The following is a 19,382-nucleotide window of genomic DNA, read 5'->3' as shown; positions in this document are numbered from 1 at the left end:
GATCTTATTTAATGAGGGTTAAAAAGTAATGTTTTTTATCATAACGCCAGTGCCTACGAAAACCAATGATTTTCAGTGAACGCATGCTTACTGAAAAACAGCTACTGAAAGTAGTTGTTCCAAAGCATTTTTTAAAAGCAGCTATTAAATACAGAGACTGAAAGCAGCAGTTGAAAAAAGCGACTAACAATAAAGCTGCCTAAACTAACGGACGAGAGCAGTTAGTCCGATCTTTTAACCTTATGGCTGATTCAACACGCGACCATCCATTGCCAGACGCTTCTTTAGATTATCAATATTTGCCTCAGCAAGGGTTGCGCTCAAAGTAACTTGTTTGCTGTATGCGACATCATCAACACGCCCACCAAGACTCTCTATGATATAACGGCACTGTGCTTCAGTCGCAAACGTCGCCAGCACCTGCACTTGTGCCATCGGTACATAGGGGCTCAATATCATCTCATCAACAGATGCTTGGGCCGCGCCTGCATAAGCACGAGTAAGACCGCCAGCACCTAATTTGATACCACCAAAATAACGCACCACGATGATAATCACGTTGCCGATGGACTTGTGTTGCAGAACATTTAATATCGGCCTGCCAGCCGTACCGCTTGGTTCACCATCATCATCGAACCCTGCACTGGTGGTGTTATCAGGGTCACCAACGATATATGCCCAGCAAAAATGACGGGCATCAGGGTACTGCTCGCGTAGTTGTTCCACGTGAAACATAGCTTGCTCGCGGGCGGTCACAGGATAGGCATAAGCAATAAACTCGGACTTTTTGATTTCTAGGCGCGCGGTAACCGCACGTTTTAGCGTTTGATAGCTCATATTTCATCAGGCTTAGGTTGGATATGTTAAACTGGTCTGACTGTCACTGGCTTTTATATTGGGCGCAGTGTTCATTCAATTTTTCATTATAGTACCATTTCTAACCATCGAAGATAACGAGGCGCTCACGGCTGAGAGCTGGTATCGTTAGTTTCTGATTTAGGGCTGGTATCATAAAACCGATGGTAGTCATAGTATGCGTTTAGATAAATTTATTAGTAAAGCCACCGAGCTGTCACGCAAAGAATCAAAAAAAATCATGCACGCCGGCGAAATCACCGTGAACGATCAAGTGGTCAAAGACCCTGGTCTACATGTCGATATCGTTAATGACGATGTAATGTGGGCAGGCGAGCCACTGTCAGTGGCTACTGGCAATCGCTATATTTTGTTGTATAAGCCTGAGGGCTTTGAATGTACATTAAAAGCCAAAGAGTATCCAATCGTCACCGAGCTGATTGCGGTACCAGAACTGGGTAGCTTGCGTATTGCGGGACGTCTCGACGTCGATACCACAGGCGCACTGCTCATGAGTGATGATGGTGGCTGGCTACACCGCGTCACTAGCCCCAAGCACGAGCATGCCAAGGTGTACGAGCTGACCTTGGCAGATGCAATGGATAGCGATTCACAAGAGAAAGCCGTGAAAAAAGTCGCCGAAGGGATTCTATTAGAGGGAGATTTTGAGCCAACCAAGCCTGCTGTTCTAGAATTCATTGATGAGACTCATGCACGTCTGACACTAGAGCAGGGTAAGTATCATCAAGTCAAACGCATGATGGGCTATTTTGGCAATAGAGTCACTGAGCTGCACCGCGCTAGTATCGGTCATATCAATTTAGAAGGTTTAGAAAAAGGCGATAGCCGCTTCTTAACACCAGAAGAAGTTGCCAAGTTCTAGTTATAGACTGGATTTACTCTTCGCACTATCATTTTTAGACCATTGTTGTACAACTCATGAGCAGTCGCGACACCGTGTGCTGCTTTTTGCTGTCCGCTGTTTTTGTCTACCGTTTTCATCCACGGTGCTTGTGTTGCCTATCTCTTAAGATTAGGTAGCAGTTTTGCGATTTGGGCCATTTATCACTTTGCAAAACCAACCTATGTGCTACAGTTATTTTTATCCATATTATGACTTGTCTATTATTACTTGCCGAATCGGATTTGCTCAGTATGCTTGAGTCGTAAAAGCAATCGTTATCAAAAAACTATCACTATTGAAAAGCCATCGTTATCAAAGAAATGATCATTATCAAAAACCAGATAGGAACCCTTCAGTGATATTATCTGTATTAAAACCTGTCAGTCTAATCAGCGTCATACTATTAGCAACCACGGCTTGCGCTCAGCCAAGCTCAGCAGATGCTACCAGTGTTCAGGTGAATAACAACAGCCAAAGCGCACAAACAACCAGAGCGGTAAGTGTAGCTATCGATCAGCGCTTGCGCCAAGTATTGACCCAAGCAGGTATCAAAACGCAAATCACCTCTATCGTGCCCTCTAACTTACCTAATATGTATCAAGTAAACTTGGCAGGGCAGTTACCGTTGCACATCACTGAAGATGGTAGATATGTCATCCAAGGTGAGCTGCAAAAGAATCCAAGCAAGCGGGTAGTGACCAAAACACCAGCACGTAGCACGAGTGCGCAGGTAGGCAAACCTGTCAGTGCTAGCGTCAAATCTGACATGCTAGCCAATATGAGTGCGCTGAAAAACATGAGTGCTAAAACGCCATTCTTTTATACTGCCGTACCAGGCGTGATTTGGGGAGCAACGCTAGAAGGCGTGCCGTTTTTACTATCCGATGATGCACAGTACATTACTGATGGTGAAATATCAGTGATCGAAAACGGTCAATTTATCGGACTCGATGAGAACTTTGAAAAGCGCAAAAATCAGTCTGTATTTGCGACATTGGATAATAGCCAGTTGATTACTTATCCAGCGACTAGCCCTGAGAAAGCCGTTGTCTATGTGGCGGATGATGTGAACTGCCCTTACTGCCGCAGACTGCATCAGCAAGTGCCATCGCTCAATGCAAAAGGCGTGACGGTCAATATCATCGGCTATCCAATATATGAAGCATCACCAAAGCAAATGCGTGGTATCTGGTGTCAAGCGGATGAAGACAGTCGTCGTCAAGCATTTGATAAGGCGATGCTACAAGGTCAGATGACACCTGCGTCAGCAAGTTGTAATATCGATCACGTCACACCCAATCGCGAAAAAGCCGCGGGACTCGCGGTAATGGCAACGCCAGCCATTTACCGTGAAGATGGTGTGCTATATCAAGCGAGTTTTGAAAGCCCTGAGTTCTTAGAGTTTCTGGGCATAGAGTAACGACGTCAGCGTCATACAACATTCATAACTCATGTAGCCCCGCACTTCAAGCAAACAAAAAACCGCCTTATGACGCTATGTATAAGGCGGTTTTTTTGTTTTATATAATAGTAGTTCGAATACTATAGTTTAAGGGCTATAGTTTGAACGTTATAGTTTTAAGATCGTTGGATGTCAAAAATAGTTATGGCAGCACCACATCCACAATTTTCCATCCAATCAAACCTTCACGCTGCATCTCGATAGTAAGTGGATAGCCTTTGACTTGACCACTGATATCGAAGCAATTGATACCGCAATAGCTCAATGTTGGTTTTTCGCTATCATTACCTTGTGCGGCTTGCTGCTCAAGCTCAGCCGCTTGTTTTTTCATGACTTGCTGCATTTGGCTTTTGACCACAGCATCTACGTCGCCGCGTTGAATAATTAAGCTTTGAATAAGGTTTTTTAGATCAACCTGATCACTAGCGATGGCCCATGCAGCAGCCAGCTCTTTGGTGGCTGTGTTGGCCTGGCCTTGGGTATTGATGAGTTTCTCGATGTTTTGCGGGGTGATGGCACCGTCGACGGCTTGCGTAATAAAGCCATTTGCCGCTTGGGTAAGTGGCTCACCACCCAGCTCAGCGATCAGCGGGTACTTGGTCAGGGTCGTTGCAAATTGACCAGTCAGCTGGTTTTGAATACTTGGTCGTACCTGCTCATAATCAATAGCCGCTGCGATAGTGGCCCCATCTTTATCATCATAAGCGTTTTTGAGCTGATAGGCGCTGTAATAAGGGGAGCCTGCATAGACGACTACCGCAATGATGATCAATAAAAAAATCAGCTTTTTCATAAGACTTGGCACCTTGTTGCATGTTGTCGCAAACGTTGTCGCTATAGATATAAATGACGGTAAATATTAGCACGACTGGACATTACTTCGGTACGAAAAGCTGTGTAGCAACCTTAATAAATCGTGTATATCGCGATTTAACAGTGCTAACTATGAATTTGATGGCTTAAGCGCTTGATAAATCAGCAGACCATCTCCATAAATAGCGCAAACTTTTTATAATTGATTTGGCTAAGCGGCCCCACCAAACTTGCTCGTCGCATCCACTTGTTATTAGCACGTGATATCGTTGTTTGTTATGTTTCACATGAAACCTAATGATGTACTCACGTATGAATAAAGAGCTAATGAGCAACGTTAATCAGTCAACGAGCTGGCGGTACTGCGAAGACGATAGGAGAAACCATGAGTAAACGCGATTTTTATGAAGTATTAGGTGTCAGCAAAACCGCTGATAGCAAGGAAATTAAGCGAGCCTACCGCAAGCTTGCTATGAAATACCATCCAGATCGCAACTCTGATGACCCTGACTCTGATGACAAATTCAAAGAAGCGTCGATGGCTTATGAAGTGCTAAGCGACGAAGAAAAGCGCTCAGCTTATGACCGCATGGGTCATGCTGCTTTCGAAAACGGTATGGGCGGTGGCGGTTTTGGTGGTGCAGGCGGCGGCAACTTCCAAGACATCTTTGGCGATATCTTTGGCAACTTCGGCGATATCTTTGGTCAATCACGTGGTGGCGGCGGTGGACGTTCACGTCGAGGATCAGACTTACGCTATGTCATTGAGCTGACATTAGAAGAAGCAGTACGTGGCTGCAAAAAAGAAATCAGCTTTACTGCGCCAGCGCCCTGTGATACCTGTGATGGTAAAGGCGCAAAAAACGCCTCTGATGTCGTGACCTGTCAGATGTGTCATGGTCAAGGTCAAGTGCGTATGCAGCAAGGCTTCTTTGCAGTGCAGCAGGCTTGCCCGCAGTGTGGTGGCTCTGGTAAACAGATCAAAAACCCATGCCCTGACTGTCATGGTAATGGCGTCAAAGACAAATCACGCACACTAGAAGTGTCTATCCCAGCAGGCGTCGATGATGGTGACCGCGTTCGCCTAGCAGGAGAAGGTGAGGCAGGCGGCGCAGGTGTACAGAACGGTGATCTGTATGTCGAAGTACGTGTCAAACAACACAATGTCTTTACCCGCCAAGGCGCTGACCTATATATGGACGTACCTGTTAGCATCACCGATGCAGCATTAGGTAAAGAAGTTGAAATCCCAACCTTAGACGGCAAAGTAAAGATCAAAGTCGCAGAAGGTACACAAAGTGGCAAATTGCTGCGTGTACGCGGCAAAGGCGTGACGCCAGTACGTACCACAATGAAAGGTGATTTGATCTGCCGCGTTGTCATCGAGACACCTGTCAACTTGACACGTGAGCAAAAAGATCTGTTACGTCAATTCCAAGATACCTTGGATGATGACAGCAAACATCAGCAGTCACCACACAAAAAATCATTCTTTAAAAAAATCGGCGATTTATTCGATTAAGAAATAGTCTAACTAAGTAGCTAGTACTAAACTAAGCCCAAAGGTTTCACATGAAACCTTTGGGATTTTTCTTGTGCTGATAAAAAACCACTCAGGTAATGATATTTGCTAAACTTACGATAAATGATATTCAAAACAATCCCAGTAAATATAAAGTATTTAAGGTAGAGAGATGAGTCAACAAACAAATGAGCAAGCCATCAAAGTTGGTGTGATCGGTGCAGGTGGTCGTATGGGCCGCATGCTTATCGAAGCCGTACAGAACAATGCAAAAACTATACTTAATGCCGCGATTGAGCGCCAAGGATCTAGTCTCGTAGGTACTGATGCAGGAGAGGTTGCTGCTATCGGATGTTTAGAGGTACAGATTGTTGATAACCTAGAGACTGTGATTAACGACATCGATGTGCTGATTGATTTTAGTTTGCCTGATGCGACCGAGCAAAATATGCAAGTCTGTGCTGAGCACAATGTGGCAATGGTTATCGGTACGACTGGGTTCAATGAAGCCCAAGAGCAAGTACTAGCAAAAGCAAGCGAAGCAATCGCCATCGTGTATGCTGGCAACTATTCGACGGGCGTAAATTTATCGTTAAAACTACTTGGCATGGCCGCAAAGGCATTTGGTACTGATGCTGATGTAGAAATCATCGAAGCACATCATAAGCATAAGATTGATGCGCCATCTGGGACAGCCTATATGATGGCAGAGGCTGTCGCCGACGCCCGCGGACAAAATCTAAAAGACGTCGCTATCTATGGCCGCGAAGGACAAACGGGCGAGCGTGAAACAGGAACCATCGGTATACATGCCGTACGCGGCGGCGAGATCGTGGGTGACCATACCGTAATGTTTATCGCAGATGGTGAGGTGGTTGAGATCACTCATCGCGCACGAGAGCGCATGACGTTTGCCGCAGGTGCTGTACGTGCCGCGACGTGGGTGACCGAGCAAGCAGTTGGGCAATACAATATGCAGGATGTGCTGGGTCTAAATGAGTAACCGTGATCACTGAGGATTTAAACAAACAGAGACATATAGGTTTTAAGACTGAAAGAGACGAGGCCGCGAACAACAAGGAGAGTGCCTGTGAGTAATATCAAACGCTATACAACGTATAAGCTGGTTGGTGCGATTTCTATAGCCAATATTGCTCGCAGTGCATGCCTTCCTGTATTTGCACTCAGTCTAGCTGTCCTACCTATTGCAGTACAAGCGAGTAACGTCGAAACCTATGTAATTCACACTTATGGCGGTGCGGCGCTACTACCCGCAGTCAGACAACAGCTAAACACTAGCGCTGATGGTGGTGCAGTTAGCATCTATCAAGATAAGCTGATACTGAGAACCACACCTCGCAATTATCAAATGATACAGCAGCTACTCGTGCAGATTGATCGTCAGCCGCAAGCGCTCACCGTTGCGGTACGTGTTGGGAATATTCAGGACAGTCAGAGTAGCACTCAGCAGGGTCAGGTCATCATAACCAATCGCGGTATCCAAGGGTCAGGGATTATCAATCAGCGTCGCAGCCAGCAGCAAAGCAATAATCTATACCAAGTACAAACGCTATCTGGCAGCGCGGCCAGTATCAGTACAGGCACGCTCTACTCACTCTACAATACCAATATTTATTCAAGCGACACTCGATCCTCAAGACAAATTATCATCCAGAATCAAGTATTGCTACCGACTAGCAGAGGCATCGTTGTTTTACCAAGGCTACTGTCAAACGGACAGGTTGAGGTCACACTATCTCAAGTTGAAGAAACATTAGCTAAAAACGGAGTTGCACAACCCCATTCGCCTTATCATCAACATAGTTATGGCAGTAACATGGTCGATGCTCAAAGATTGAACAGTACGCTCATTGTGCCACGTGGACAATGGGTGACGATTGGTCAAATCTCGCAAACCTTAATCAGTAGCGGTAGTCGAACGACTAGTAGCAACGATAACGCACCGATTGCTTTATTGGTTCAATAGCTTCTAAATCAAACAGCCAAACACAAAAAAGCGCGGTGCTGTGATTAATCTATAATCAACAGCACCGCGCTTTTTTATGGACAACAGGTTTGAAACCTAGTCAATATAAACCACTTCGAGCGGCGGAAAACCGTTGAACTCTACCGATGAGTAAGAGTTGGTATAAGCACCAGTGGTGAGCCAGTAGATTTTGTCACCAATCTCAAGCTCTTGAGGCAGCTGATAACCAGCTTCTTCGTACATAATGTCGGTTGAGTCACAGGTTGGGCCTGCCAGTACGACGGTACCTTCGCTGGTTGAAGTTTCCATCTTAGGCGTATAGACAGGATACTTGATGGCTTCACCTAGCGTTTCGATCAAGCCTTGGAATAGACCGACATCCGTGTATACCCAGCGGGTCAAATCGGTATCTGATTTACGCGAGATAAGCACGACATCACTGACCAGCACACCTGAGCCACCGACCAATGAACGACCTGGCTCCAAGATGATTTCAGGCATCTCTTCAGCGTTGTAGTCATCGGTTAAGTAACTGGTAATCTCTTCGGCATAAACCTTGATCGGGTTGACTTCACTGATATAGTTGGTTGGGAAACCGCCGCCCAGATTGATCATCTGTAGCTTGATGTCTTCTTCGTTTTTCATCCAATCAAACATATATTTGACCTTGGCCAATGCATCATCCCATGCAGCCACGTCTTTTTGTTGACTACCCACATGGAATGAGATGCCATATGGTACCAAACCCAGCTCGCGCGCTTGAACCAACAAATCAATGGCCATATTAGGGTGACAGCCAAACTTGCGCGATAGTGGCCACTCTGCGGTCTCTGAACCTTGAACCAAAATACGAACAAACACTCTAGAGCCTGGGGCATGTTTGGCAATATTTTTGAGATCAGCTTCTGAGTCGGTAGCGTATAGATCGATACCTTTTTCAAAAGCGTATTTGACGTGTTCGGCTTTTTTGATGGTATTACCATAAGAGATGCGAGAAGGCTCAACACCGCAGTCTAGCACTCGATCAAGCTCATAGATTGACGCGCAGTCAAAGTTTGAACCAAGCTTTGCTAATAAGTTGATGACTTCTACCGCAGGGCTGGCTTTCATTGCATAGTGCAATTTGGCAGTCGGAAATAGACTGACCATTTCGTGGTACTTTGTTTCTATGCGACTAAGGTCTACCACTAGAAATGGGGTCTCACGACCTTCGGCAGCTTTGGTAAATTTCTGCCAGCTGGCAGGTTCAAAATATTGGTCGATTTTGATCATTGTCATAGTAATAAACCTTTAGTAAAAACAATACCCAACAAAAAACGTCGCCACACCGTGAATGTCACAGAGTCACAGTCACGTTAGGCGAGACGATATTAAGGATAAGAAATTTAAGAGTTGAGGGTTTGTGCTTGCTTGTCAGCCGCCTGAGCTTCTTGTTTTTCACGTATTTTGACGACTTTACGAACTTTATCACGCGCACGAGTTTGCTTTAGACGAGAGAGGTAGTCGACGAATATCACACCATTTAGATGATCCATTTCATGCTGGATACAGACAGCAAGTAAGCCTTCTACTTCTTCATCAATGACGTTACCTTCACCATCCAAAGCTTCGATGCGTACCTTGGTAGGACGTTCTACTTTGTCATAGACGTCAGGTACGGATAGGCAGCCTTCTTCATAGGGTTTTTTGTCATCTACCAATGGCGTGACTTTTGGATTGATGAATACTCTAGGAGCAGTTTTGTCTTCAGACAAGTCCATGACGATAAGCTGAATGTGACGATCGACTTGGCTAGCAGCAAGGCCAATACCTTGAGCATCATACATCGTCTCGATCATGTCAGCGATTAAGGTTTTGATTTCAGCAGTTACTTCCTTGACAGGTTTGGCAATCGTGCGCAAACGCGGGTCTGGGTAACTTAAGATAGGGAGTAGTGCCATAACGCTCACCTCAATGATAGGGACAAAATAGGGTTGATATTATAAGATAAATGGGGACAAAAGTAATGCTTATCAATACTTTCCCGTTCATATCAGGTTTTATAGGTCTGTAGAATAGAGAGGCTTATGTTTATTGATACAAAAAACCCCCGCTTAGTGCGAGGCTTCTTTGGTTGTTTTGTATGATTGCTAACTATATGCGGTAATTAGGCACGGCGTTTGTTTACAATCATTTCATACAAGAACAGTAAGATAATGGCACCGATCACTGAGAAGATAAGACCTGTGAAACCGCCATCCGCATTAATACCAATTAATCCTGCGATGAAACCACCTAGCATGGCACCAACAATACCCAATACAATCGTCATGATCCAACCCATAGGGTCGCTACCTGGCTTGATAGCACGTGCCAATAAACCTGCGACTAGACCTACGATAATCATCCAAATAAAGCTCATGTTGTTCTCCTAAATTATTAATATTTATAATATGTCGTTAATTTGATGACTTCATTGTAAACAGTCCTCAAACACAAAAGTAAGCACGAAATGTTACCTGTGTAGGGGCTATGTGAGAAAAAAGTCTGATTTGCTATTACGTACGGGTAATAAGTAAACGAAAGGTTACAAAGGTAGCCGTGGTGCTAACAGAAGCGAATGTTGGCAGGTTGCGAGAGGTGAGTGTGTTCAAAGGCACTTGCTTAGAAGCAACTTATTCAGAAAAGCTGATTTAGAAAGGCTCATATAAGTAAACCGGGATAAGTGAACCGGAATAAAAAAACGCAGCTCGTCTGCTAAACGGCTGCGCTTTGTTCCATAGTAAATACGGGGTCTATCTACTCTTTGGTTAATTATCTAGTCATTACGCAGTGCAGTGAGCAGACGCTGATGAATACCCTCAAAACCACCATTAGACATGACGACAATGGCATCGCCTGCCTGGGCATGGGTAATGATATGTTCGATGATGGTATCGATGCTAGACATCACTTGCTGGTTACCAATAGAGTCACTTTCAGTACAGGCCTGTTCGATGACTTCTTTTAGACCCCATTCTAGTCCCGTAGGCTCGTACCATAACGTATAGTCAGCGAGAGCAGCTGACTCAGCCAAGCTGTCTTGGTGAATACCCATTTTCATCGTATTACTACGCGGTTCGATAATCGCCCAAAGTCGTCTGTCAGCCAGTTTCTTTTTGGCGCCGTCCAAAGTCATCGTAATAGCAGTTGGGTGATGGGCGAAGTCATCAAAAACGAGAATATCGTTTACATCACCGATTAGCTCCATCCGGCGTTTGATACCAGCAAAGGCGGATAATGCAGCGCAGGCAGTAGAAACGCTCACGCCAACGTTGTAGGCTGCTGCAATAGCAACCAAAGCATTGTTGACATTATGAATACCGCTCATCGACCAGTTTACGATAGCAGTTGCTTCTTTGTCAGCTGCAAAGCTTACTTGGAACTGACTGCCATCCTCGCGAATAAGCTCAGCTTGCCATTCGCTATTGTCTTTTAGGGTGTCGTCTGTGTTTGAAACAGTAGTAGTAGAGTCGATAACCGCCGTACGCCAGATAGGGGTCCAGACCCCTTTTGCTAAGGTGTCCTCTAAACTGATAGTCGCGGCAGGCATGATGATTTTACCTGTGCTTGGAATCATGCGTACCATGTGGTGAAACTGGGTCTGAATAGCATCAAGGTCTGCAAAAATATCAGCATGATCAAACTCTAGGTTGTTCAAGATAGCGGTACGCGGGCGGTAATGGACGAACTTTGAACGTTTATCAAAAAATGCAGAGTCATACTCGTCGGCTTCAATGACAAAATAGCCAGAAGGAGCGGTACTATCATCGTTTGTTGTTTCTGCGCCCAGATAGCTACTGTGCGCAAACACCTTCTGCAAGTGCTCATCAGTCGTATCGACCAGTGGCACACCGCCGATCAAAAACCCTGCATCGATACCAGCATAATGCAGTATCCAAGCGAGCATAGTGGTCGTGGTGGTTTTACCATGAGTACCGGCGACGGCTATCACATGACGGGACTGCAACACTTGCTCGGACAAAAACTGTGGACCTGAGGTATAGCGCAGACCACTATCTAGCATGTACTCGATCACATCCATACCACGTTTCATTGCATTACCAACAACGACTAAGTCTGGCGCTGGTTGTAGATGCTCGATGAGATAACCTTCTTCGATAGTGACGCCAGCATTTTCAAGTTGGGTAGACATAGGCGGGTATACATTGGTATCTGAACCAGTAACGGTATGCCCAAGTTCACGCGCTAACAACGCTAGCGAGCCCATAAAAGTACCACAAATACCAAGGATATGAATATGCATAGACGTTCCGTACGAGCTTGAATAAAGGAGATAGACAGCTAATGAATAATAAGGTTTGGAGTGCTTAGCCGCTATCAGTAAGGATTAGTGCTTTGATCAGGCGTTGCCACTATAGCAGTGTGGCAGAGCAGCAATCATTGTAAAGTAAACGTTGTTCGATGACCAACAAAAAACGCCCAACAAGTAGGCGTTATGTGGCTGAAAAAATATGACTCGTTCAAAAAGATGTTGAATAGGGCTTACCTATTTAAAAAGATAGGTTGTTGATATTGAGTTTATTGATGACTGCTTACGTCGCTTTATTAGTGATTATTTGCGTTGATGATTATTTACGTGACAACGTATAGTCGTTATTGAGATTCTTTTGCTCATCTATCAAAATCAAATGGTTGTCTTGGATGTGATAGGACTCAATGTTCTTGTCTTCGTATACGATGGTGATTTTGTCATTGTCTTGACGATAAACGCCAGATTCAAGCAGAGGGGGTCGCGGTCGTTCTGGATTGTGATAGGTACTGGCTTTCAGTACAGAACCGTCAGCAAATAAGTTCAATGTGACATCAATACTGTCGCAGTCTGCGCAAGGCACCATACCGCCATAGTCACCCATTAGTGTTGCTTGCAGTGTACTGCTGTTCGATTTTGAATATAGTGTCGATGGTTTTATCTTTGCATCGTTATTTGATTGGGCAGCGGCAATAAGCGATTGCCCTTCGGTAGACTCACTCAAGTTGCTATTGGCATCTGATAGGGAGGTGCCGTCACCCTCTTCTGGCTCATCTTGTGGTTCAGTTGTATCCAATGTATCAACAGAGCCAATTTTGGTCATCATGTTTTGATCAGCATTAGATGAAGCGCTATCACAACCGGCCAACAACGCACACAGCGGTATCGCCAATAAGGGTAGACGCCAGCGTTTGATGACAATAAGTGTAGTAGAGCAAATGGGTGCAAGAGATATCATGGTCATACCAAAAACAGTTTCTAGATAGTGTTTTAAAAAATCACCCTTACTATCGAAAACCCCAAATTATTGACAATATGATGCCGTTGTCAAAACTAATCGACGTTGAGGGGTATAAGCTTAACGATAATATAAACTTAGGAACTTGAGAACGTCATCTGGTTATCGAGATACAAATAGTCTGTCGTTCAAAAGCAATTGAGCTATAAGGGCTAACGACTAATGGAATAAGCTGTATAAAGATATCAAAGGGTTAGGAATATCTCTGTAGACTTTTTGTTGTGCTTATTATAGATGCTAGATAGAAGGAGATAGTTTGGCATCTGTCGTTCCCTCTAATAGAGCTAATAAGAGATATTTAACAATGACATAAGCTAAAACAGACATTACATAGCAAGGTATGAATGTCTGTTTAGAAAAAACATTAGCTATAAAGTAGTAGAGTGCTTTGATGAATTACTAAGCGATACGAGCGTTATGGGTAGGTCGTACGATACGCCATAGGATCAACCCGTGTACCACTAGGAGTACACTAAACAAAATCAAGGACTGCTCAGGAATACTCAACCCCATAAATGTCCAATCGACAGAGGCGCATTCACCAGAGCCTGCAAACACCTCTTTGAATACTTGCAAGATAGGTAGGGTATCAAGCCAATAGTCCAAACCGGGACCACATGAAGGAACTTGGTCGGCAGGTAGGTGTTGTAGCCAAACATGGCGTATAGCGACAGCAGTAGACCAGCCAATGCCTGCCAAACTACCAAGCCATAATAGCAACTTCACTACTTTGGATTTTGGGTTAAATAATGCTGATATCAGCGCAAAACCACCCATGACTATTAGACCAATACGTTGAAAAATACAGAGTGGACAAGGGGATAGTCCAAGATGCCGCTGCAAGTAAAACAGCGCAAAACTCATGCCTGTTATGGCCATTATCACCAAAAATACTTGCAAGTTACGGTAAGTGGTCAGGTGTCGCATAGTGCGTTACTCTTATATAGTCATCTGCAATAGATGTTGGATAGCAGTCAGAACTCAGTAATCAAAACTTAGCGATACTGCTGCAAAAATTCCATAAAGTCTTCTGTTTCAGACTTTTCAATATCAGCTTGTTGTAGAACAGATTTTTCTGCCAATACTTCATACTTTGCTTGGGTATTCGGACTGAGTGTTTGTTGCAACAGAGAGTCACGATGCTGCTGAGCCAAGGTAAAGCCAAGCTGCCATAGGCTACCCAAACGTTTACTATCTGAGTTTACTTGCGCAGATATGGTCGACTCAGAGTGTCCTGCTTTGCCTTGCATCAATGCTACTGCTGCGCGGTAGTCATTACCACCATAGTGAGCATCTAACAATGCGGCAAGGGGCTGCATACGCTCCAAATGCGTGAGCATCCAACGCTCTAGTGACTGCTCTTGACCGTTATTGATAATGTGCAAATCATCGCGGCGACCTTCATTGACCACACGCTCAAGATTGATAGCGAGTGTCTCTTCTTCTTCAGGAAGCAAGTCTGGCGACTCACTAAATAGACAGTAGAGCGCCATCACTTCTAAGAAGCAAGCACTGGATAGACGGATACCGACATCGCTATAAGGATCAAGGTCAATCGCACGAAACTCGACATAAGCGATACCGCGACGTTCAAGCGCTTCGGTCGGTGTCTCACCACTCATCGCAATCTGTTTAGGACGAATAGGGCTATAGTATTCGTTTTCTATCTGGAGGATATGATTGTTGATTTGGACAGGATTACCATCAGCGTCTTCTAAACCAAGTTTAGAAAAGCTGTCATGCGGCGTTTGAATCGCACGGCGTAGCCCAGCGACATATTCTGGCAGATAGTTATAACGAATATCTAGCTGTTCTTGCACGCTATTGGTGTAGCCAAGCTTACCCATGCGCAGGCTCGTCGCAGCAGGCTTGTAGTAGGTCGAGTCATTTAAAAGCTCTAAATCATGCTCACGCCCTGCTACAAAACAAGGGCACACGCTTGGACTGGCGCCTAGTAAATATAGCACAAGGCTGGTTAGGCGCTTGAAGTTACGAATGAGCCCCAAGTATTTTTCGTTTTTGAATTCTGTCAGCGTCTGATCTTGTGCCGTTGGGGTTTGCGCTTGCCATGTTTCAAAGAGCGTATCACCAAAAGACAAGTTGTAATGTAGACCTGCGATGGTCTGCATGCGGCGACCATAACGAATACCCAAACCACTACGATATAAGGTTTTTAGCTTACCTGTGTTGGAGCTGCCATAATCAGCCAATGGAATATCTTCATCTTTCGATGACAACATACATGGCATGGACAAAGGCCACATCAGCTCACCTTCAGGCATGCCCTGATATACCAACACGTGCAGCTGGCGCAACATGTTTAGGGTCTCTTTTGGGGATGTTTTTGGTTCGGTGATGAGCTCGAGTAGGCTCTCTGAGTAGTCAGTAGTAATAAAGGGATGGGTCAGTTTTGATCCCAATTTGGCTGGATGCGGTGTCTGTGCCAAAAAACCATCAGGCTTTACGCGCAGTCCTTCTTTTTCGATACCACGAAGCATACCCGTCAAGTGCTGGCTATCGAACCAGTTGGGAATGTCAAAGTTAACAAAGCTACTCGCAAAATTACTCATAATAGTCATCTATTGTTATTTATTATGGTGGATCAAAACACGATAGGCGTTTGTCCATAAAATAGGTAAATGTTAGGTCAATAATCCCGTCAGTTTAGCTCAAAGCCGTATTGAAAACCACGGACAATTACAAATACGATAAGCTTTAGGAAGGATGATTTGACAAAGTTTTTCTCGGTATTTAGAGTCAAATTAGCTAGTATTCATGCTAGCCAGTTTTATTAGATAGACTTAAGAGTGATAAAAAAAGCACCTACCGTGTAGATAGATGCTTTGACCGTTATGCTCTAAATCATCAATACCGTTTTGGCGCGCCCATTAAGTATCTTAGGTCATAGTGCCAAAACGATAGACCATTTAAATAGAGAATGACGAGCCGCAGCCGCAAGTGGTGGTTGCATTTGGATTGGTCACCACAAAACGAGCACCTTCTAGTCCTTCGGTATAATCGACAGTAGACCCTTGCAAGTACTGATAGCTTAGTGAGTCGACGACCAAGGTCACATCACCGTTATCAAAATTGGCATCGTCTTCGTTGAGATCATTGGCAAAGTTGAATCCATAGGAAAAACCAGAGCAACCGCCACCAGTCACATAAACGCGTAGCATCAGATCGCTATCACCTTCTTCTTCGCGTAGACGGCGTACTTTTTGTGCGGCACTATCGGTTAGGCTTAATACCGTAGGATCTACTGGCTGGCTTGAGCTTGGACTAAATTGGTTGGCTGATTCGTTCATATCTACCTCAGTTGCTAGGATCAAATGCGGTCGTCGTCCTGTTTGGGTTTGCAATAAAACGATTGCAAAAAAAGATACGCACGGCGTTTGATTCAATTGGGTGCTGTCGTTATGTCAAAAATAGTAATGCATTGTAAGCCGCTTTAAAATGATATTTGCGCTACCACAATGCGTTATAGATGCTAGGCGCTTATTTTTTAGCAGTATATCATAATGGGGGTATTGATTCGTTTGTCAAGAGTGACACGATTCACTGTGTGCTAACCATGCCATTGATGACAATAGATAATGGGTTAATATCTTGATATTGTCTGCGCTATTTTCCTTGTTAGGCTTCCATTTATCGTGTCTTTATCGTTGTCTTTAGAGTGAAGACACGCTCTAGTATAAAGCACTATTAGACAGTACTAGAATGTATAACGCTTACTAGGCAGTATTGATACTCGCTGTCTATACATAGGCGCATTGTGATCATAACCTTTATAATAGTTATCTTTAAATTGCTAATCGGTATTTGAGCGCTCAATAGCCAGTTATCGAACCTCAAGCTATTATCATAATAAATACTTAGTTTTGAAATAGTTATTTAATTGTTTGCCTATGTGGCAAGCGTTTGAAATAATAGCCGCCAGTTGGCATACCCTATGTGTGTTTCTTATTGCCCTATATCTATATTATTGCTGAGATGAAGAAATTATATGATCGAATTTAAAGACGTTGGTGTTCGCCGTGATGGTCGTGAATTGTTTGCAGGTGCAAGCTTTCAGCTCCATCCAGGTCACAAAGTTGGCCTGACGGGCAACAACGGCACCGGCAAGTCGACCTTGTTTGCGCTACTACTGACGCAAATGGGCAAAGGTGATACCGAAGTTACGCTAGATAGAGGTGAAGTCAGTATTCCTGATAGCTGGCAAGTGGCGCATATGGCACAGGAAGTGGGTGCGACGACGCAGTCTGCGGTCGATTATGTACTCAGCGGTGACGAGCAGTGGTATGAAATCAATGCGGCACTCAATGACTTGAGCAGCGTTAGTGATGAGCAGATCGGCGTATTGCATCAGCAGTTTGATGAAATTGATGGCTATCGCACGCCCACCAAAGCCGCTCAAATCATGGCAGGTCTTGGCTTTAATACCAGTCAGCATGAGCTGCCTGTAGAAGGGTTTTCTGGTGGGTGGCGCATGCGCTTGAATCTTGCCAAAACCCTGATGAGCCGCGCTGATCTGATGCTACTCGATGAGCCAACCAACCATTTGGATTTGGATGCTATTTTGTGGCTTGAGACATGGATCAATGCCTATATGGGTTTAGTGATTGTCATCTCGCATGACCAAGCCTTCTTGGACGCGACAGTCGGTCATATCTTGCATGTCGAACAACAAAAAATCACCCTTTATACGGGTAATTATCAGCAGTTTATTCGCACGCGTCATGAGCGTATGGCACAGCAGCAGCAAGCGTTTGAGAAGCAAGAAGCGACCAAGGCTCACTTGGATGACTTTATTCGTCGTTTCCGTGCCAAAGCCAGTAAAGCTAAGCAAGCACAGAGCCGTATCAAACAGTTAGAGCGTATGTCAGAGCTGTCACCAATGATGGCAGACAATCCATTCTCATTTCAGTTTTATGAGCCAGCAAACATGAGCTCACCACTGATTGAGCTGACCCATGCAGATATTGGCTATAGCGAGACGCCACTGCTGCACAATGCCAGCATGCAAGTGACGCCAGACACGCGTATTGGCTTGCTGGGTATGAATGGCGCGGGTAAATCCACACTGATTAAAGCATTGGTTGGTGAGCTTGGCGTATTGACAGGTACCTACCGCGTTTCAGATACCCTAAAATTGGGCTATTTCAACCAGCATCAAATGGATATCTTGGACGCCAAAGCCACGCCCATAGAGATGCTGCGCCGCCTAGCAGGTAAAACCTCTGATGCGCTATTGCGTTCGTTCTTAGGCAGTTTTGATTTTCGCGGTGAGCGTATCGATACTCCAAGTGAGTTATTCTCTGGTGGTGAGCGTGCGCGTCTAACATTGGCGTTGATCGTTTGGCAGCGTCCCAATGTTCTCGTACTTGATGAGCCGACCAACCATTTGGACTTACAGATGCGCCAAGCATTGACCATTGCGCTACAAGGGTTTCAAGGTGCCGTTGTCCTGGTATCGCATGATCGTGAGCTGATTGCCAACGTCTGTGATGAGCTGTATCTCGTTCATGATGGCAAAATCGATGAGTTCGACGGTGACATCAGCGACTATGGTAAATGGCTGGCTGAAAAGCGTAAGCAAGAAAGTACACAAGAGAAGAGTAACCATAAAAAGAAAAGCAAAAAAGAGAGTAAGAAGTTTGTTTCACGTGAAACAGATAATAGCCAAGTCAGTAATAAAGCAGCTGATAACTCCTCAAAAAGCAAAACGACGACGCCTGCACTTAGTAAAGAAGAACAGCGTAAGCTCGCTGCCGAACAACGCAAATTGACAGCGCCTATTCGCCGTGAGATAGAGGACACAGAAAAGCTACTGGCTAAAATTGACGGGCAGCTTGTGACCCTTGAGGAAAAACTGGCTGATACGACTCTATATGAAGAGAGCCGTAAGTCCGACTTGCTGGTTTTGCTAAATGAGCAAACGGCATTACAACAGCAGCATAGCGATAATGAAGAAAAGCTGTTGCTATCGATGACGACGTTAGAAGAAATGGAAAGTAGGTTTGCATAAACCGCTTTGAATACTTAACAGTGAACAATAAAAAAGGGAGGGCGTTAGCCCTCCCTTTTTTTAGATCTATAACATCATTCTTTACGGTATTTACCATCACCGTAAGACAGTACTTCCATTGTGGTCGTACAAAGTTTACAGTTTATTTGACCAGCAGCGGCTTTCGATAAATCAAGGATGCGCCCACGAATAAATGGACCTCTATCGGTGATTTTTACAACCACGCTCTGCTTTGTCTTTTGGTTGGTTACTTGAACCTTCGTACCAAACGGTAACGTGCGATGTGCAGCGGTTAAAGAGTTCATATTGAAGATACTACCACTCGCTGTACGCTTCCCATGAAACTTACTACCGTAGTAACTGGTATTACCAGCAAAAACTGTAGTGCTCAGCAATAGTGATAACGCGACAACCAAAGACTTGATTAAATAAGACATTTAATACCTATAAGCAATTAATAAAATAGACAGATGCTCTTGCCTACGCTATCTATACTCCCTAT

Annotated in this window: 17 protein-coding genes; 6 read left to right on the top strand and 11 right to left on the bottom strand. The window is 44.6% G+C overall.

The annotated features are described in order from the left end of the window. Window positions 1-240: 240 nt before the first annotated feature. A complete protein-coding gene (locus tag NJD71_RS04725) occupies window positions 241-837 on the bottom strand; it encodes a YigZ family protein (protein ID WP_319050788.1) in 597 nt (198 codons plus the stop codon). Window positions 838-1,033: 196 nt separating this feature from the next. Between NJD71_RS04725 and NJD71_RS04720 the strand changes: the two genes are divergently transcribed. Both NJD71_RS04720 and NJD71_RS04715 read left to right on the top strand, forming a co-directional pair. Then, window positions 1,034-1,738 carry a pseudouridine synthase gene (locus NJD71_RS04720; protein ID WP_319050787.1) on the top strand — a complete coding sequence of 235 codons (705 nt, stop codon included), beginning with the start codon at window positions 1,034-1,036 and terminating at the stop codon, window positions 1,736-1,738. A gap of 376 nt (window positions 1,739-2,114) precedes the next feature. Next, complete coding sequence (locus NJD71_RS04715) at window positions 2,115-3,179, top strand: disulfide isomerase DsbC N-terminal domain-containing protein (RefSeq protein WP_319050786.1); 1,065 nt, start codon at window positions 2,115-2,117, stop codon at window positions 3,177-3,179. A 184-nt stretch (window positions 3,180-3,363) separates the two neighbouring features. Here the strand turns inward: NJD71_RS04715 and NJD71_RS04710 are convergent, their stop codons facing one another. Next, a complete protein-coding gene (locus tag NJD71_RS04710; protein ID WP_319050785.1) occupies window positions 3,364-4,014 on the bottom strand; it encodes a DUF2939 domain-containing protein in 651 nt (216 codons plus the stop codon). A 405-nt stretch (window positions 4,015-4,419) separates the two neighbouring features. On the opposite strand from NJD71_RS04710, the gene dnaJ reads away from it, so the two are divergent. The 3 genes from dnaJ (at window position 4,420) to NJD71_RS04695 (ending at window position 7,543) form a co-directional block, all read left to right on the top strand. Then, complete coding sequence (gene dnaJ, locus NJD71_RS04705; RefSeq protein ID WP_319050784.1) at window positions 4,420-5,556, top strand: molecular chaperone DnaJ; 1,137 nt, start codon at window positions 4,420-4,422, stop codon at window positions 5,554-5,556. A 172-nt stretch (window positions 5,557-5,728) separates the two neighbouring features. Further along, window positions 5,729-6,559 (top strand): 4-hydroxy-tetrahydrodipicolinate reductase, encoded by an 831-nt coding sequence (dapB, locus tag NJD71_RS04700; protein ID WP_319050783.1) that lies wholly within the window; start codon window positions 5,729-5,731, stop codon window positions 6,557-6,559. Window positions 6,560-6,646: 87 nt separating this feature from the next. Beyond that, a complete protein-coding gene (locus NJD71_RS04695) occupies window positions 6,647-7,543 on the top strand; it encodes a hypothetical protein (protein WP_319050782.1) in 897 nt (298 codons plus the stop codon). A gap of 96 nt (window positions 7,544-7,639) precedes the next feature. Here NJD71_RS04695 and NJD71_RS04690 read toward each other — a convergent pair whose 3' ends face one another. The 8 genes from NJD71_RS04690 to erpA all read right to left on the bottom strand — a co-directional run bounded on the left by NJD71_RS04690 (window position 7,640) and on the right by erpA (window position 16,160). Continuing rightward, on the bottom strand, window positions 7,640-8,815 hold the full coding sequence (locus tag NJD71_RS04690) for a type III PLP-dependent enzyme (RefSeq protein ID WP_319050873.1): 1,176 nt from the start codon (window positions 8,813-8,815) through the stop codon (window positions 7,640-7,642). 113 nt (window positions 8,816-8,928) lie between these two features. Further along, the gene (gene def, locus NJD71_RS04685) at window positions 8,929-9,483 is read right to left on the bottom strand and encodes a peptide deformylase (RefSeq protein WP_319050781.1); all 555 of its coding nucleotides are present in this window, start codon (window positions 9,481-9,483) and stop codon (window positions 8,929-8,931) included. Between the two features lie 206 nt (window positions 9,484-9,689). Next, window positions 9,690-9,944 (bottom strand): GlsB/YeaQ/YmgE family stress response membrane protein, encoded by a 255-nt coding sequence (locus NJD71_RS04680; RefSeq protein ID WP_319050780.1) that lies wholly within the window; start codon window positions 9,942-9,944, stop codon window positions 9,690-9,692. A gap of 396 nt (window positions 9,945-10,340) precedes the next feature. Beyond that, window positions 10,341-11,828: a UDP-N-acetylmuramate:L-alanyl-gamma-D-glutamyl-meso-diaminopimelate ligase gene (gene mpl / locus NJD71_RS04675; RefSeq protein WP_319050779.1), complete on the bottom strand. Its 1,488-nt coding sequence runs from the start codon at window positions 11,826-11,828 to the stop codon at window positions 10,341-10,343. Window positions 11,829-12,153: 325 nt separating this feature from the next. After that, window positions 12,154-12,798, bottom strand: a complete 645-nt coding sequence (locus NJD71_RS04670; RefSeq protein ID WP_319050778.1) for a copper resistance protein NlpE N-terminal domain-containing protein — start codon at window positions 12,796-12,798, stop codon at window positions 12,154-12,156. Window positions 12,799-13,251: 453 nt separating this feature from the next. Continuing rightward, window positions 13,252-13,779 carry a disulfide bond formation protein B gene (locus NJD71_RS04665; protein WP_319050777.1) on the bottom strand — a complete coding sequence of 176 codons (528 nt, stop codon included), beginning with the start codon at window positions 13,777-13,779 and terminating at the stop codon, window positions 13,252-13,254. 68 nt (window positions 13,780-13,847) lie between these two features. Next, window positions 13,848-15,422, bottom strand: coding sequence for a glutamate--cysteine ligase (gshA, locus tag NJD71_RS04660; protein WP_319050776.1), 1,575 nt, complete (start codon window positions 15,420-15,422; stop codon window positions 13,848-13,850). 357 nt (window positions 15,423-15,779) lie between these two features. After that, entirely contained in the window at window positions 15,780-16,160 is a 381-nt protein-coding gene (erpA, locus tag NJD71_RS04655) for an iron-sulfur cluster insertion protein ErpA (protein WP_057757666.1), read from the bottom strand. A gap of 698 nt (window positions 16,161-16,858) precedes the next feature. Here erpA and NJD71_RS04650 point away from each other — a divergent pair. Next, window positions 16,859-18,880, top strand: coding sequence for an ATP-binding cassette domain-containing protein (locus NJD71_RS04650; RefSeq protein WP_319050775.1), 2,022 nt, complete (start codon window positions 16,859-16,861; stop codon window positions 18,878-18,880). A 74-nt stretch (window positions 18,881-18,954) separates the two neighbouring features. On the opposite strand, the gene NJD71_RS04645 is transcribed toward NJD71_RS04650, so the two are convergent. Further along, window positions 18,955-19,317, bottom strand: a complete 363-nt coding sequence (locus tag NJD71_RS04645) for a septal ring lytic transglycosylase RlpA family protein (protein ID WP_319050774.1) — start codon at window positions 19,315-19,317, stop codon at window positions 18,955-18,957. Window positions 19,318-19,382: the final 65 nt, after the last annotated feature.

The sequence above is a fragment of the Psychrobacter sp. PP-21 genome (genome assembly GCF_033790785.1).
Lineage (GTDB): Bacteria > Pseudomonadota > Gammaproteobacteria > Pseudomonadales > Moraxellaceae > Psychrobacter.
The sequence above is the reverse complement of the archived record's forward strand: the minus strand, read 5'-3'. Positions and strand labels throughout refer to the sequence as shown.

What these genes read in the sequence shown, in the direction of transcription:
- def (WP_319050781.1), bottom strand. Translation starts at nt 9,483, where the DNA reads ATGGCACTACTCCCTATCTTAAGTTACCCAGACCCGCGTTTGCGCACG.
- NJD71_RS04720 (WP_319050787.1), top strand. Translation starts at nt 1,034, where the DNA reads ATGCGTTTAGATAAATTTATTAGTAAAGCCACCGAGCTGTCACGCAAA.
- dapB (WP_319050783.1), top strand. Translation starts at nt 5,729, where the DNA reads ATGAGTCAACAAACAAATGAGCAAGCCATCAAAGTTGGTGTGATCGGT.
- mpl (WP_319050779.1), bottom strand. Translation starts at nt 11,828, where the DNA reads ATGCATATTCATATCCTTGGTATTTGTGGTACTTTTATGGGCTCGCTA.
- gshA (WP_319050776.1), bottom strand. Translation starts at nt 15,422, where the DNA reads ATGAGTAATTTTGCGAGTAGCTTTGTTAACTTTGACATTCCCAACTGG.
- dnaJ (WP_319050784.1), top strand. Translation starts at nt 4,420, where the DNA reads ATGAGTAAACGCGATTTTTATGAAGTATTAGGTGTCAGCAAAACCGCT.
- NJD71_RS04710 (WP_319050785.1), bottom strand. Translation starts at nt 4,014, where the DNA reads ATGAAAAAGCTGATTTTTTTATTGATCATCATTGCGGTAGTCGTCTAT.
- NJD71_RS04645 (WP_319050774.1), bottom strand. Translation starts at nt 19,317, where the DNA reads ATGTCTTATTTAATCAAGTCTTTGGTTGTCGCGTTATCACTATTGCTG.
- NJD71_RS04670 (WP_319050778.1), bottom strand. Translation starts at nt 12,798, where the DNA reads ATGACCATGATATCTCTTGCACCCATTTGCTCTACTACACTTATTGTC.
- NJD71_RS04680 (WP_319050780.1), bottom strand. Translation starts at nt 9,944, where the DNA reads ATGAGCTTTATTTGGATGATTATCGTAGGTCTAGTCGCAGGTTTATTG.
- NJD71_RS04650 (WP_319050775.1), top strand. Translation starts at nt 16,859, where the DNA reads ATGATCGAATTTAAAGACGTTGGTGTTCGCCGTGATGGTCGTGAATTG.
- NJD71_RS04690 (WP_319050873.1), bottom strand. Translation starts at nt 8,815, where the DNA reads ATGATCAAAATCGACCAATATTTTGAACCTGCCAGCTGGCAGAAATTT.
- erpA (WP_057757666.1), bottom strand. Translation starts at nt 16,160, where the DNA reads ATGAACGAATCAGCCAACCAATTTAGTCCAAGCTCAAGCCAGCCAGTA.
- NJD71_RS04665 (WP_319050777.1), bottom strand. Translation starts at nt 13,779, where the DNA reads ATGCGACACCTGACCACTTACCGTAACTTGCAAGTATTTTTGGTGATA.
- NJD71_RS04725 (WP_319050788.1), bottom strand. Translation starts at nt 837, where the DNA reads ATGAGCTATCAAACGCTAAAACGTGCGGTTACCGCGCGCCTAGAAATC.